This is a genomic window from Psychrobacter sp. TWP2-1-2 (assembly GCF_049896785.1).
Taxonomy (GTDB): Bacteria; Pseudomonadota; Gammaproteobacteria; order Pseudomonadales; family Moraxellaceae; genus Psychrobacter.
The window spans coordinates 325,476-341,732 of record NZ_JAFCVA010000001.1 but is presented as its reverse complement, the minus strand read 5'-3'; the positions used below and the strand labels follow the sequence as shown (position 1 = coordinate 341,732).

General features: G+C 43.6%; 10 protein-coding genes. 6 read left to right on the top strand and 4 right to left on the bottom strand.

What is annotated here, in order from left to right; translation table 11 throughout:
• Positions 1-2 precede the first annotated feature (2 nt).
• Entirely contained in the window at positions 3-1,640 is a 1,638-nt protein-coding gene (locus ACP7AE_RS01370; RefSeq protein WP_426241097.1) for a hypothetical protein, read from the top strand.
• Between the two features lie 44 nt (positions 1,641-1,684).
• Positions 1,685-2,569: an exonuclease domain-containing protein gene (locus tag ACP7AE_RS01365; RefSeq protein WP_426241096.1), complete on the top strand. Its 885-nt coding sequence runs from the start codon at positions 1,685-1,687 to the stop codon at positions 2,567-2,569.
• Positions 2,570-2,688: 119 nt separating this feature from the next.
• Here the strand turns inward: ACP7AE_RS01365 and ACP7AE_RS01360 are convergent, their stop codons facing one another.
• The gene (locus tag ACP7AE_RS01360) at positions 2,689-3,222 is read right to left on the bottom strand and encodes a Spy/CpxP family protein refolding chaperone (RefSeq protein ID WP_201539168.1); all 534 of its coding nucleotides are present in this window, start codon (positions 3,220-3,222) and stop codon (positions 2,689-2,691) included.
• 267 nt (positions 3,223-3,489) lie between these two features.
• Here ACP7AE_RS01360 and ACP7AE_RS01355 point away from each other — a divergent pair, with 267 nt between their 5' ends.
• From ACP7AE_RS01355 to ACP7AE_RS01345, 3 genes are all read left to right on the top strand, one after another.
• The gene (locus ACP7AE_RS01355; RefSeq protein ID WP_201539167.1) at positions 3,490-4,188 is read left to right on the top strand and encodes a response regulator transcription factor; all 699 of its coding nucleotides are present in this window, start codon (positions 3,490-3,492) and stop codon (positions 4,186-4,188) included.
• Positions 4,189-4,202: 14 nt separating this feature from the next.
• The gene (locus ACP7AE_RS01350; protein ID WP_426241095.1) at positions 4,203-5,858 is read left to right on the top strand and encodes a sensor histidine kinase; all 1,656 of its coding nucleotides are present in this window, start codon (positions 4,203-4,205) and stop codon (positions 5,856-5,858) included.
• Positions 5,859-6,275: 417 nt separating this feature from the next.
• Positions 6,276-11,519, top strand: a complete 5,244-nt coding sequence (locus ACP7AE_RS01345; RefSeq protein ID WP_426241094.1) for a YadA-like family protein — start codon at positions 6,276-6,278, stop codon at positions 11,517-11,519.
• Between the two features lie 235 nt (positions 11,520-11,754).
• On the opposite strand, the gene ACP7AE_RS01340 is transcribed toward ACP7AE_RS01345, so the two are convergent.
• Together ACP7AE_RS01340 and maiA are read right to left on the bottom strand one after the other, a co-directional pair.
• Positions 11,755-12,936, bottom strand: coding sequence for an acyl-CoA dehydrogenase family protein (locus ACP7AE_RS01340; protein WP_426241093.1), 1,182 nt, complete (start codon positions 12,934-12,936; stop codon positions 11,755-11,757).
• A gap of 369 nt (positions 12,937-13,305) precedes the next feature.
• The gene (maiA, locus tag ACP7AE_RS01335; RefSeq protein WP_426137682.1) at positions 13,306-13,953 is read right to left on the bottom strand and encodes a maleylacetoacetate isomerase; all 648 of its coding nucleotides are present in this window, start codon (positions 13,951-13,953) and stop codon (positions 13,306-13,308) included.
• Positions 13,954-14,094: 141 nt separating this feature from the next.
• Between maiA and ACP7AE_RS01330 the strand changes: the two genes are divergently transcribed.
• Positions 14,095-14,982 (top strand): IclR family transcriptional regulator, encoded by an 888-nt coding sequence (locus ACP7AE_RS01330; RefSeq protein WP_426241092.1) that lies wholly within the window; start codon positions 14,095-14,097, stop codon positions 14,980-14,982.
• A gap of 95 nt (positions 14,983-15,077) precedes the next feature.
• On the opposite strand, the gene ACP7AE_RS01325 is transcribed toward ACP7AE_RS01330, so the two are convergent.
• Entirely contained in the window at positions 15,078-16,130 is a 1,053-nt protein-coding gene (locus tag ACP7AE_RS01325; RefSeq protein WP_426241091.1) for a TRAP transporter substrate-binding protein, read from the bottom strand.
• Positions 16,131-16,257: the final 127 nt, after the last annotated feature.

Sequence of the window (16,257 nt, the reverse complement as noted above, 5' to 3'; positions counted from 1 at the left end):
AAATGAAAAAATCACATCAAATCATTGCAAGTCGTCTTTCGTCAGCGAGCCTTGCATCAGTTCTTAATGGCAATCGCCTATTTGCTGGTGCATTAGTCACAGGGGCATTGTTATTAACGGGCTGCCAATCTACCAGTCTTGACCAATCTAATGCTGCGACTGCTAAGCAAACGCCAGTGGTAGCCAAAACAGCATTGGCGACTGCGTTACAGAAACAGCGCCGCCAGTCCTTTAGCTATCATAGCAATCTGGAGATCAGTAACGAGCAGCAGTTTAGCGATATAAATATGGAAATAGATGCCAAAGCGCCAGTCGCCTCAGTTTATATCGATGAATACTGCGAAGACACACACGATCAAGCGTATGCCACCTTAATTACCCAAGCAGAAACGCAAAATAAAGATATTTTGGTGGCAGATTATGATGCTCAGCGAACGGTGCTCAAAGACCGCTATCTTGAGTGTACGGATGCCTATGAGGCATGGGTAGAGAGTAAATATGATAGTGAAATCAATGTGCCAGCGTTTTACCAACAGTTATTTGACAATTACGACGACCGATCGACAGCGCAAGATATCAAAAAAGCAAAGTTGCTAGATGCTTATGTGCTAAAGCCGCTGTCTATCAATGCACAAGGCGTCTATCAGCCAATGGCTGGCAAGGCGACGATGCTGGCGAGCGTGCAGTATCAAGCGCGTAATCATCAAAGCAGCATGAATCAGCCGATTTATCTGGATTTGAAAAACGGTAATATTTATCTATGGGCAGATAATTTTGCGATGTTTAATTCAGAGCTATTAGATGACAAGCTCGGCACAAAGTGGCGCAACAAGTGGTTAAAGCTAGCCATTGATGATGGCACCTTACCTAAAGGCTTTGGTAGTGAGTTGATAAAAAGCCACTTTGCCGCCTTAGACGCCACATTTGATGCCGCACCGATTAGCCAGTTTGATTATGTTGCTCCTAATACGCTAGCCTCGTTCTCTCCCAAGTTACCCGCGCATCAGCTGCCAGCAATGCTAGCAAGTAAACAAGTTATTCGCCGTGTACAAAGTGCTGAGAGTTATGAGCAGTTTTATCAAGATTATATGCGCATCATTTACGAGCGGATGAGTCAGCGATATCCAGAACTGGTTAAAGAAAGCGCGGCTGACGAGGTAGGCAACACAGATGCTGATAAATTTACCAGTAAAGCGTTAGTGCAGCAGATGCTAGCAATGATAAAGAGTGGCATGGATAGTGGCGGTGAGGCAGTAGAGGAAACAATGGCAGAGGCAAAAGAAAAGACGGCAGAAAGTGCAATGCTATCCAATTCAGAGACGCAAGAGTTGTATGGATTTGATAAGCGTGGTCAGCTCAAATGGCAGCATATGCGCAGTGAGCTTCCGAGCGAAACCGCCGCTAGTAAGAACATGGTCATAGATGTTTTGCAGCAGTATTCCGCTGTAAGCGCCAAAAACATGGTATTTCCCAATTTACCAAGTGATGTACAAGTGCCTAATGCCAGTAACAGTATTGATATGCGCGAGTATGGTAGCGAGTTGATGCAGTATTATCGTGATGGCAATGGTACTGCAATGGGTAAGATGATGTTTAGTGTCATGCCAATGGCTAAAGAGAAGTTTGGGGCGATTGAATAAACAAAACTAAATCAGACTAAATCTATGACATTGAGGACGAGCTAGTGAATTTTGTGACCATTGACGTTGAAACTGCAAACAGCGAGGTAGGGTCTATTTGTCAAATAGGCTTGGCTAAATATTTGAACGGTAAGTTAATTGATACCTACTGTAAGTTAGTATGTCCTCAGACGTCTTTTAGTCGTCAAAATATAGAAGTGCATGGTATTACCAGTAGTATGGTAAAAGATGCGCCGTCTATGTATGACATTTACGGGCAAATATTAAAATTTATCGGTGAAAATGTTGTCGTTAGCTATACTGACTTTGATCAAAGGGCGTTGACAAAAAGTCTAGAGCTTCACAAATTACCAATACCAGAGTTACAGTGGGTCGATGCCACGGTATTGGTACGTAAGACGTGTCAGCGCTTTTCGGTTAAAGGTTATAATCTGGCGAATGTTTGTAGAGAATGGAATTATCGGTTTAACCATCATGACGCGCTAGAAGATGCCAAAGCATGTGGCTTTATAATCGTAACCATTCTTAGAGAAAATGGTTTATCAATTCATGATTGGGTAGAAGATAGTCAATACAGTCGTAATTATCCTCAGCAACCAAGCGCAAATAATAGAAGTTACCCCAGTCATATCACAAAAGTTGGAAATGAGTCAGGACAATATGCAGGACTCAATATCTGCTTTACAGGCAATCTTAGTATCAGTCGAGCAGATATTGCTGAGATAGCAGCCAAAAATGGTTTTAATGTCAAAGCGGGTGCTTCGAAGACATTAGATTATCTTGTGGTTGGTGTTCAAGATTTAACGTTGCTTGCTGGTCATGAAAAAAGTAGTAAGCATCGAAAAGTGGAAGAGCTGATTCAGAGTGGTTTAGATATCAAAATTCTTGAAGAGCGCGCCTTTTTACAGTTAATTAAAATATCAAAGTAATGTGAGCCTCAACATTAAAACTAAAAAGCGCACCGTTTATACGATGCGCTTTTTTATGTGTTCATAATCAGTCTTATAGGACAGTCAGCATGAATGCGAAACAGCCTATTAATGACGAATTACATGCCTTGATGTGGTTTGCCATGCCTTTTACCGTGCTCTGAGCCTTTATGACCTTTCGCCATTTTTTCAGCTTTTAATGTAGCGAGTTTTGCGCGTTGCTCAGCAGTCAATACTTGAGAGATAGCATGTTGAGTCTGTACTCGCTCAATGAAGCGCTGCTTGGTTTTAGCCGCTTGCTGATCAGCTAAGCGATTAACTGCGGCTGTATTTAGAGTGCTACTATTAGTTAATGCTTGCATTTGTTGCTGCATTTGCGCCCGTTCTGCTTTGTTTTTTGTACGGTCAGCTTTACGATCGCCGTGTTGTGCTTGCATGATGGCTTTGATTTGCGCTTGTTGCGTTGCTGTTAGATCTAGCTGCGACATTGGACCTCTCATGCCGCCTTTGTTCATGGCTTTTTTCATGCCATCTTTATGCTGCATTTTACTGGTCGTTGGTGTGGTATCAGTGGTTGCATTAACACTGGTACAAGCCGTTACGGTGAAAATGCTAGACATTGCTAAGACTGAGCCCATTAATAATTTTTTCATCATCGTTACCTTAATTTATGGTGCATACGTTATTGGTTGCGAAAAAGTCAGTTTTTATCTGATTAGCTTATGAATGCTAAGTGTCCCGGATAGCCACTATCCATCACAGCTTGTTATCAGTATTTGTCGCTGATAGACGCTATATTACGACAGTTAAAGGTTACGAACATTTATGAAGTATTAAGAAAGGTAACGTTTATAGCGAATCGATAAGCAATTGACTGATAATATGGCTCATAAAGCGATTTAACGCTTAAGGAGAAAGATGTGCCACACATACTACTAGGTGATGATGACGAAGAATTGACCCAATTGTTACAAGAATACTTGCACAATCATGGGGTGACATGCGACTGCGTTCACGATGGTGAGGCTGTCATACAGAAACTCAAAACCGCAAGCAATAATGTGCTTAATGGCGCTGCTGCTTATGATTTGCTGGTGCTAGATATTATGATGCCAAAAATAGATGGATTGAGTGTCTTGCGTCAATTACCCAATATCAGTGATATCCCTGTCATTATGCTGACCGCAAAAGGGGAGGAGATTGATCGTATCATTGGGCTTGAACTTGGTGCTGATGATTATATTACCAAACCCTGCAATCCTAGAGAGCTGCTGGCACGTATCAATGCCGTCATCAAACGCACTAGCGCAGCGACATCAGAGCATACGCCGTTACCAGAGAGCCGTTTGCATCTGAATCAAAACCAGCGGCTTTGTCAGATAGATGGCATAGAACTACAAGTGACGGGGACAGAGTTTGATTTGTTGGTTGCGCTACTGAAACAAAAAGGTGAGGTGGTGAGCAAAGCGTGGCTGTCAGAGCATGTTTTACAACGTGAATTACAGCCGTTCGACCGTAGCCTTGATGTGCATGTCTCACGACTCCGCAAAAAACTCCAACCTTTTCATGATGAGCCTATCAAGGCGGTTCGTGGTAAAGGTTATCAGCTGGTATTGTAATGATGGACTCATCGATGAACGCTTCCAAGAAAGCTATTAACCATAAAATGCTTAAGCAAACACCAAAGTTTAAAGTGCGAATCACACTATTTTGGCGTTTGTTTCTAAGTCTATTATTAACAATTATAATCACCTCTATTTTATCGATCATGGTGGAGCGTTGGCTGGTCGAAAAAGCACTAACGGCTCGCATGAACGTACAAACTGATAGTTTATTGATTAAGCGTCAAGAAATGGTTGAGGCATTAAGAGCGGGTGATTTAAGTACAGTTAAGCAGATGTATCGTCAGGACCGTCAACTCATGAATCAGATAAGTGTTTACGATGAAGAAGGGGCGATTATATTTCCGCGTTATCGCAATAGAGATGAGCGTAGGCAAAAAGGTATGCAGGGTAGTCGGCGTGAAGTAGGGCAACTATCAATGCAATCATCAATGCAACCAATGGCAGCTCAGCCCAATGTGGACAATAACAGGGTTAATAGTCACGATGATAATAATAAAATGTCGAATGATAAGTCGTCATTCTTAAACCATATTCTGCAACCGATGATGCCAAATAGCGCTACGCTAGCTGATTTCGACAGTCGCCCTGAGCTGGCTGATGTGACGGTCGTCTTACCAGATGAGCAGTCTGTCATTATACAATTACGTCCGCATTTGCGTTTTGCTGATGTTATGGCGCTGCAACGTGGCAATTTTCCCATACGTTTGCTATTTATTCTCGTTTTTAGCGTCTTGGTTTGTATTTGGCTGAGCCGTACAATGACTCAGCGTATTCGCCGTGTACAAAATACCGTACACCGTCTGATTGATGGCGATTATCAGACCCACCCAGACCTATCAAAAATGGGAGATGATGAGCTTGGTTTACTCGCAAAAGACGTGGCTAAATTATCAAAACGGTTGGCTGAGAGTGAGCTAGCACGCAAACAGATGCTCAGTGATATCTCGCACGAGCTACGATCGCCACTGGCACGTCTAGACGTTGCGACTGAGCTGACTCGCGACTTTGCACCGAATGCCAGTCGTTATCTCGACCGTATCGATAAAGAGTCGGCGCGGATGAATGAGTTGATTGAGCAAATCATTCATATTCAATCTCTACAAATGCAGCAATATACCATCGACAATATAGAAAACGAAGCGGTTGATATTTCTGACATCATCAGTGAGATTGGACAAGACGTTTGCTTTGAGTTTCAGCATAAAAATGTGCGTTGGCAATGGCAGCCGAGTCACACACCCATGACAGATTCTTTATCAACGGCTCACTCAGCCACTCCTTGGACAGTACTTGGCAATCAAGAACAGCTGCATAGTGCGCTTGAAAATGTCATTCGTAATGCTTTTATGCATACGGCCTCTGATTCAACAGTCATTGCTGACATTAAAAAAGTGGAGATGGAAGGCAATAAGCCTGCACTTCAAATCAGCATCACAGACGAGGGTGGTGGCATCGCGGATAAGGACTTGGCGCGTATTTTTCAGCCCTTTGTACGGCTTGACTCGGCTCGCCATCGTGAAACGGGGGGTTATGGTTTGGGGCTGGCAATCGTTCATGCCGTGGTAATGGCACACAAGGGTCAGATTCATGTCTATAATCGCCAAGATGATATCCAAGGGCTGGTGATGCAAATAACATTGCCTGTTAACTCTGAAGGGGACTAAGAGCAGCATAAAGTGGCGAACACGCGCTTAAAACATCTCTAAAGTGTGTGTATAAGCGTGTGTTTTATTAAGTTTCAAAGCGGATTATTTCAAAAAAGTGGGAGCATTCAATATAAGCAAGGAGCAAAAAACATCTATATATTCATTTTTTGTTATATAATTGGATGAACGGTAATAAATGCCCGATGAGCGGCATTGTCTCTCTCTCTATATTCGGTAATACTAATATATAGAGAGAGCGATTAGGGCTTTTCAAGATAAAAAGTGTTAGTTGTTGGTTAACAAGATAAATGATGAACAAAAAATATTTACTCATTGCCAGCCGATAACGTGTTTTATTTTGTGATATCGACTCTCTGCAAGATGGATATTATCTCTGATTTTTAAATCTGACCAGTCTGTAAGGGAGTGCACACTATGAACCGCATCTATAAAGTAATATGGAATGAAGCCTTGAGCTGTTTTACCGCAGTTGGTGAATATGCAAAGGGGCGCGGCAAATCTTCCAAATCTAGCGTGAGCGCAAACGCGACCATCAATACGACTTCTAATCTTTCTTCTACCCAATTTTTCCGACTATCCACGATCGCCATAGGGATGCTGGCGGCTGGATTTACAATGTCACCGCAAGCTTTTGCGCAAGTGAATGTCGGCGGTGGTACGGGATCTGGTACGGCAATTTCTTCTTGTAATACAAACAGTACTGAAGCGAATGCTGAAGGCAGCTATTCGGTTGCCATTGGCTGTGAAGCGGACGCTGGGCAAAACTTCAATCTGGTCGATAGAGGCAATCCGTCATTTACTTGGACGGGTGGTTCACAAAACAACTCTGGTAGTACCGCCATTGGCACTGGGACAGAAGCCGGCGACGTCGCTACTGCTCTAGGCACTCAAGCAAAAGCCATTGGTCGGTCATCTGTGGCAATTGGGGCGGCAGCGTATTCTAATGGGAATACCTCGTTAGCGCTTGGACGTCAATCGGCAGCGACTGCTGACTTTGCTCAGGCTATTGGTAACGTCTCCTCAGCAACGGGTCAAGGCTCTCTTGCTGTTGGTCATTCAGCACTTGCCTCAGGCAAACGTGGTATTGCGATTGGTTCAACTGATTTTGAAAATGCAGGTACAGTGGCTGATCAAGCAAATGTAGGTTATAGAGCGGATGGACAGACTCAAGCAGTTGGCAGTGATACGATTGCCTTTGGTAGTAATGCAAAAGCGACTGCTGATAACAGCCTTGCTTTTGGTGTCGGCTCTCGATCTAACGCAGTAAATGGCATCGCATTAGGTTCAAACTCTATTGCAAATCGTGCTGGTGGTGCCAGTGGTTTTGTGCCAGTAGGAGCAGATAGCTCAGTCATCCAAGCAACGGATAGCGTTACGCTTGGCGCGGTCTCTGTAGGAACAGGAGCAGCGGGTGGCAACCGTCAGATTGTAAACGTCGCAGCAGGTAGTAGTGACAGTGATGCTGTCAATGTGGCTCAGCTAACGGGGCTGTCGAATACTGTCGCTAATAATAAAACCAAGTATTATAGCGTGGACTCAGCTGCTGTCGGTAATGCTAATAACGACGGAGCGACAGGTTATAACGCCATGGCGCTGGGCGGAAATGCAAAAGCCACTGGTAGCCAAACCATTGCGATTGGCAGCTCAGAATTTGGGCAACAGACGATGGCAAGTGGTGAGCAATCGATTGCTATCGGTGCTAACGTCGTGTCTAGAGGGGCATCCTCGATCGCGATAGGCGGTGATGATCTAGATTTTGCATCGAGAACCAATATCGATGGTAGTCCATTGTCACCACTAAATAGTGGCACAGTTAACGATGTTTTCAAATCCTACGTAGGTAAAGATTTGGTAGAAACCAATCAGTACGATGTCAATACCGAAGCTGGAGGTGCTGCGTCGATAGCCATTGGTGCAAAATCGTTGTCTAAAGGTGATCTGTCTACAGCCGTTGGTGTTCATTCCAATACCTCGGGAACGGCTTCTTCAGCGTTCGGTGTTGGTGCATCAGCGAGCAAAGATGGTTCAGTCTCTTTAGGTGCAGGCTCAACAACAGCAAAAAGTGCAAGCTCTGAAAAGACGATGACAGTTGGTGGCGTGGTATATGATATCGCCGGTAATGTCATTGATGATAAGGGTATGCTACGAGAGGGTGCGCAAGTATCCGTGGGCGTAGTAGGATCTGAGCGTCAGATCAAAAACGTCGCTGGTGGAGCTGTCACTGTGGCTAGTACAGATGCCGTGAATGGTAGTCAATTGTATGCGACCAATGAAGCGGTCGGAAATAATACCACGACTATTAACAAAGGATTTGCGCTAAAAGCTGCTGATGGTAATACAGTACAGAAACCATTGGGACAAGCCGTTGAGGTGGTTGGCTCTAACAGCAACATCGACACCCGAGTAAAAAATGGCAAAATCGAAGTTGAGCTCAATGACAATCTAAACCTAGGTACAACAGGCAGCGTTAGCACAGGTAACTTATTAAACGGTACAACGGTCAATGGTCTAGGTATTGTCACTGGCGGCGTGCTTACTGGCGTCACTACCGTTAGTGGTGCAGGTGTCACGGTAACGGGTGGAAGCATATTTAACCCTACCAATGCCACGTTAACCAGTAATGGTCTGACCATTTTAAATGGTCCAAGCATCACCAAAAGCGGGATCAATGCGGGTAATAAGAAGGTCGTCAATGTTTCTAATGGTACGGTCAGTCTAAATAGCAAAGACGCCATCAATGGTGGTCAGTTATTTAATACCAACCAACAAGTCACGACCAATACTAGCAACATCTCAACCAATACCACCAATATTGGCACCAACACTGACAATATTGCTAAAGGCATCAAGTTTAATGTGAATGATGCAAGTAGCGGCGGCACTCTCAAAAAAACCTTTGCCTTGGGTGAAGAAATTAAGTTTGATACGGACAGCAATTTGACCACTACTGGCTTATCAACGGGCGATGGAATTGCTCTCGGTCTGTCTCCAACTTTAACGGGCCTCACTAGTGCAGATTTTGGTGGTGTTAGTATCTCTACTACTGGTATCAATGCCAACGACACCCAGATCAAGGGAGTAAAAAGCGGTGGTGATACAGTAACCAATGCGGCGAATATTGGTGATGTACAGATGGCAGCCGCAGGAGCGAGAACCAAAGTAGTTAAAGGTACAAATGTTGCCAGTGTTGACTTTTCAACCGATAGCGATACTGGACAGGATGTCTATACTGTCAATGCCAATGGCGCCAGTGTTTCTACTGCCGATGCTAATGCACTAACAGTTAGCACTAGTGTCAAAGATCCTGATACCAATATCACCGACTATCAAGTTGATCTAAGCGAAGGTAGTAAGGCAAGCTTGGTAAAAGCCGATAGTGCGATGCAAACGGTAGTGACACAAATCAATGGTGCTGATGTCAAGACTTTGGATAAAGACAATAATACAGCCAACTTTATTACTGGTGACAATATTGTCTTGACCGCTGACAATGGCGGTATCAAAGTTGCTACTGCTGCCGACTTAGTCTCAACCAGCTTGACTACAGGAAATACAGTCGTCAACGCTGATGGTGTCACATTTATGGGTGGGACTAATCAAACGGTCAGACTCAGTAATAGTGGGCTAGACAATGGTGGCAATCAAATTACCAATGTCGCTAACGGTACAATAGCCAGCGATGCCGTAAACTTTGGTCAACTACAAGCCACGACCACGACCATCGATAAAGGTTTTGATTTCGATGGTGACACGGGTACTACCGTTAATCGTCAGCTTGGTGACAAGCTGACAATCAAAGGTGGCGCGACCGTGGCAAGTGACTTGTCAAATGGCAACAACATTGGCGTCGTTGCTGACGGTACCAGCACATTGACCGTGAAACTTGCGAAAGATTTAACTGGTCTTAACAGCGCAAACTTTGGTAGCGGTGTCAGCATCTCAGCCAATGGTCTAAACAATGGTGGCAATAAAATTACTAACGTTGCAGAAGCGACCACAGGTAAGGATGCGGTAAACTTCGACCAATTGTCAGCAACCAATAGTCTCGTGGCTAAAGGCATCAAAATCGGTGATGGCAATAGTGCCAACGACCAGCAGTTTGCTTTAGGTGATACCATCAACGTCACTGGTGATAGCAACATTACGACGATGGCCTCAGCAACGGGTGTTCAGGTGAAACTGAATAACCAGTTGAATTTAGGCAATGAGGGTAGCATGCAGATTGGTAATAGCATTATGAATAGTAATGGCTTTACCTTTACCGATAAGGGTCCGGGTAGAACGGTTAGACTGAGCAGTAGTGGTCTTGACAATGGTTTTAACAGAATCACCAATGTAGCTGCTGGTATTGCAGATACAGATGCGGCGACTGTCGGACAGTTGAATGCCACGACGTTTGCCCTTGATCAAGGTTGGGGACTAACGGCTCAGGGTGATGTTGCCACTATGATCAAACAAGGCAGCGCCATCGATCTAAACAGCACAGATGGTAATATTAAAGTGTCTAGATCAGCGGACAATAATGTTAGCCCTGGCCTACTTGCTGCTGCACCATTGGCAGGCGTCAATGACATTAGCTTCGATTTAAATCCAGACCTGAATTTAGATAGCGTAACGACGGGTGATACCATTATGAATAATAATGGGCTGACTATTACAGGTGGACCTAGTGTCACCAAAGCGGGTATCAATGCTGCTGACACTAAGATTACAAACGTTGTGAATGGCGATGTCTCTGAAGGTAGCAAAGATGCCATCAATGGTGGTCAGCTCTATGCACAAGGCAGTGGCATCAGTAGTATCATTGGCGGTGAGACAGTCTACAATCCTGTAGATGGCACCTTTACCAATAGTAATATTGGTGGTACTGGTCAAAATAGTATCGACGGTGCGATTGCTTCTATTAAGCAAGGAGAAGTCGTTATCAATGAAAATATCCAAGCCAACACTACTAATATCCAAACCAATACCACGAATATTGCCACGAATAAAACAAACATCGACACTAATACGACCAATATCAAAGTGAACAGGGATAAAATAGATGCGGGTCTCAATTTTGGTGCTGATAGCGGTGCTACCATCAACAAACCAGTAGGCGATGGCAGTGTCCTCACCTTCACAGGTGGTAATAACATCACCACAACAGCAGCAGGTAGTAGTATTAAGTTTGATCTAAACGGTGATATTAATATCGATAGCGTCAAAACTGGCAATACGACAATCAACAATAATGGCGTCAGCATTGTCGGTGGTCCTAGTATGACTGCAAGCGGTATCAACGCCGCTGGTAACAAGATCACTGATGTGGCTGATGGAATGGCACCCAGAGACGCTGTGAATATGGGTCAATTAGATGCTGTTAGTCAAAGACTTGGCAACAACATGAATGAGCTAGGTTATAAAATTGGTGAAGTCGAAGACGATGCAAATGCTGGTATTTCAGCCGCCATGGCAATGTCTTCACTACCGCAAGCTTACATCGCTGGTAAATCCTTAATCGGTGGCGGTATAGGAACGTACAATGGGGAAAGTGCAGTTGCTATTGGCTTCTCGAAGTTATCCAATGATGGTCGTTGGGTCATGAAGGTAAACGGCACCGCTGATACTCAAGGTAATGCTGGCGGCTCGATTGGTGCAGGCTTCCATTTTGATTAAAGCAATCAAGCCTACTATCAAGTAAAGTGATTTGTTAGTTATAAAAATTAGTCGTAAAAAAGCAAGGCATCAGATGTCTTGCTTTTTTGCGACATGAGCATGAAGACGTTTTCAGCGTGATGATTTGGTAATCACTATATGATTTTTAACAATGATTTGTTTTTCTTTAGCTCAATAGCCAATCGATAAAAAGCCCTCATTCTATGAGGGCTTATTTATTTTTATAAAAACAATTCTATACTCTGAACATGGCTGCATTTGGGGTCAATCCGACATAAGCCATGCCAGCTTGCTCCATCCAATGTGGCTGCACAATACCATGTTGTAAAATAGCATGAATGTCTCGATGCGCTCTTTCTATTCTATGTTTTTTATATAGCGAGACCGTACCAGCGACCGCATAAATCTCCGATACCATGGCTCTGGCTTCTCTCGCTGCCTCACAAGCTGCTGCCCACACATCAGCCAGCTGTATATCGGTAAAGGCATTCTGTTGCTGTGCTTCGTTCCATAATATCTCGACACTATTGTGTAGTTGTGCGCGCCTAGACGCTAATAGTGTCTTGCTTTTAGCGATAGTCGCTTGTACTGCTGCACGATCACGCAAATCTGGGCTTTTACCGGGCGTTACTTTCTTAAGGCAAATTTCGATTAACTCATCTGTCGCCGCTTTTAAGACACCCAGTGCCATCGCTGCACAGCCAGCGGCATTAATACAACCGATTGGTAGGCGGCTATACGCATTATCGATGGCGACAGGGCTATCAAAATCGACCGCATAACGTTCCTGCACAAACGCGTCTTTGATAACGATGTCGTGACTGCCTGTACCATTTAGTCCACCAACATGCCAAGTATCAATCACCTCCACATCTTTTTTTGGAATAAAGAACAACTTTAGATTTGCACCCGGTCCAAGGGTCGTAGGCGAGCCTTCGGATATTACCAAGCAGCGCAGCACAAACCAGTCTGCCAACTCACAACCTGATACTAATGTCCATTGACCTGAGATCATATATCCTTCAGCGGTTTGTTTAGCAATCCCTTCAGGGCGTGCTGAGTTGGCATAGACATGAGAGGGGTCACTATATATTTCCTTCATGCTAGGCTCGTCTAAAAATCGTCCAAATGTGCAGGCCAAATGATTGTTCCAAACGATCCAAGCAACTGAGGCTTCAGCACTGGCTAGCGTCTCATAAACCTTTAACGTTTCCACAGGATTGCCTTGCCATCCTCCCAACGATTTTGGCAGTCCCATCCTAAATAGCGACAACTCTGACAGTTTTTTGACCACTATCGGTGCAATTTTTCTACAGGTTTCTGTTTCTTCTCTAGCCGATAGGGCTAAATCATAAATATCTTGAGCGGCATGGGATGGTAGAGAGTCTTTGTTATTTGATAAAGGTGTATAACTCATAATATCCAACCTTATTTTAATGTATAAAACAGTATGTTTATCTAAAATTCATTCTAAATTTGAGATATAACAACGCCTATACCAAGAATAGCCAACAGTTGACTGCTATACAACCAATAATTTGAATATATTAAATATTATATTGAGATAAAAAGTGGAAGTGATGATTCGATGAAATATTGAATGCTGTATTTGGCTTAAGAGTATCGATGCTTTGTCTATTTTCAGGCAGTCATTCGCTTTGATTGCTTTGCCTGAGCCCTGAGCCCAGAAATTATAAGGGCGTTTTGTTATTAAATTCTCTAATCATTTAATTTTCTAATCATCTAATAGCAAAACACCCTTACTGAAAGCACCCTGTTTGATTGTTTATTGAGACTTGGGCGCATCAGGCTGCATGCTAGGATCAGCGTCAGCAAAGGCTTTAAGCGTACGGCAATGCGTGTCAATTTCGACGATATTGGGATAGGCACTTAAATCCACGTTAAAACGTCGCGCCGAAGAGACCTGAGGAATCAGATAGCAATCTGCAAAAGTAGGGCTGTCACCGTAGCAAAATTTTCCACGGCTTTTGTCTTTTGCTAGTATTTTCTCTAACGCCGCAAAGCCCTCACTCATCCAACGGTTGCACCACGCCATGACTTTTTCTTCGTCTACTGCCAGCTCATTGCGTAGGTATTGTAAGATACGGCGATTATTAATAGGATGAATGTCACAACCAATCATAGCGCTAATGGCACGTACTTGCATACGTCCAGCCGCGTCTTTAGGCAATAGCGGGTTTTCTGAATGAACCTCTTCTAACCATTCTAAAATGGCTGGGCTTTGATATAGTAATAAATCATCGGTCTGTAAAACAGGCACCAATCCTTGTGGGTTGAGTGATTTAAACGCATCTGCTAACTGCTCATCTTTTGCTAAATTGACCGAAATATAGTCATAATCTAAGCCTTTGAGATTCATCGCGATACGAGTACGATACGAGGTGCTGCTACGAAAGTAGCCATAAAGTGTCATCATTGTGAATTCCTTTTATTATGGTAGGTTGTGAATGAGATAAGCGGTTATAATTAATGGTACGAAATGTATCTTATACAATTAAAAAACTCTTATGACGTTACCTCTTTAGTTCAGTTTTTATGAATATATTAGATTAATATGCCAAGTAAATTACTCATTGAGCAAAACATGCCAGCAGCTGAAAACCCTTTAGAAAATCCCGTGACAACCAATAAAAGTCAAAGTGGCGTCCAGTCACTGGAGATTGGATTGTCGGTATTAGACGTTCTTATTGATCATAACGAGCCTATGATGCTAAAAGATATTGCGCAAGTGATGCAAATGCATCCAGCAAAGTGTCACCGTTATTTGGTCAGCCTCATACGTAAAAACTATGCGCGTAAGCTTGATGATGGTCGCTACGGGCTAGGCGATAGGGTTAACACATTGGCAGCATTGGGGCACTCTGGATTTAGTCAAAACAATATTTTAGAGCGGCTGACGCACATCGCTAATGAAATCAAAGACACCCTGAATTGCGGTGTGCAGATTGCCAAATGGTTTAGCGAAGGTCCTATTATTATTCAGTCCGTTGAACCAGATAGCCCGATTAGTATTATCACTCGTATCGGTTCACGTATGCCGCTGACGACATCGGCGACGGGGCAATTATTTGCCAGTTATCAGCCAGATGCCGTCATTCAGCCATTGGTAACAGCTGAATGGCAGACAGACAATGAAGCAATAATTACAGAAAAATGGCAGAATTTCAGTCATTTGCAAGCCAAGATTCGTACCCAAGGCTATGCGACGGTCACGGGTGATATGCTCATGGGGATTAATGCCATCACCATTCCTGTCATATTGCCGCCGTTTGTTAATAGCGCTGTTAATCTATCTGCTGTTAGTGGCAAAACTGCTAGCAAAGGACTACCACTAGAATACGCCATCACTATCATTGGAACGACAGAGCAATTGCCCATGAGTGAGCAACACAACGTGGTTGAGCAAATTCTAGCGATAGCGCAGCGTTATCAAATTGCGTAGCTGGTATTTTTACTATATAAGTTTTAAGCATATAAATTGACCGGCTATCGCGTAAATGGGGTTTTGTCCGAATATCATTTAATGATATTCACCCTTTAGACCACACAGGCGCTACTGGCAGCTTTTGCTTTTTCGTATACATTATTAGCATCTAGACCAGTGGCATTCACTTCATCTAGATAGTGCTGCGAGCCTTCCATTAATGGACCTTTCCAGTCTGGGTCATTGAGTGGGTCAGGAATATCGATCATGATATCGCCTTTTTCTTTAGCGGCAGCCATTGCTTTGGCGTTACTGACGTCAAATACTTTGGAGACACGTGCTGCCATCTCCGCCCCTGAATTGTCATCAATTACTTTCTTGAGATCATCGGGCAAATTATCATATTTATCTTTGTTCATACTGATAACAAAAGTAGAATTATAAAAAGGTATGTTGGTATGTGTATTGATGAGCTCATCAAGACGAAAAGCTTGAATGGGCTGCCAAGTAAAGCTGAGTCCGTCAATGACACCGCGCTGAAGCGAGGTATAAGTATCACTGGCAGGCATGCCAACGGGTGCGGCACCAGTCGCCTCGATAATGTGGCTAGCAACGGCCGAAGGTTGGCGAATACGCAAACCTTTCATATCGGCTGGCGTGCGAATGGGTTTATCAACCGTATGAAGAGCGCCTTGTCCAGTGCCTATCAGCGCGAGCAGGTGAGTATCTTCGTACTCATTTTTAATGACACCATCATCATACAGTTTATGAAGTATGCAGCTCTGCTGCTGTGCAGTATTGGTGATACCTGGCAGCTCTACAATTTGAGTTAAAGGAAATCGCCCTGCTGTATATCCTTGCGCTTGCATACCAATATCAACGATACCTTTTGCGGTAGCATCATAGGTAGCCCCCGGTTTGCTAAGAGTAGCAGAAGGGTAGATCTCAATCTTTAAGCGGCCTTTTGATTCTTCTTCAATTTTCTTTGCCCATGGCTGCAATGCTTCGGTGTTTATGTTGTCATTGGCAGTCATAAAGTGTGAGAATCTTAGAGTAGTCACATCGCCTGTATCTACATCAGCGTTTACTGCTGGGTCATTATTAGAGCAACCAGTCATCGCGAGCGAGGTCGCTAAGAGTATTTCTAAAGGGGTTTTTATTTTCATCATTGAATCCTTTCATGATGGTTAGATATTGTTCGCTACCTAGGGCGTGTCATCAATTAGTATATTGATACATTTAGTGGTCTTAAAATGATGGTACGCCCTAATTAATCATATAAAAAGAGATAGC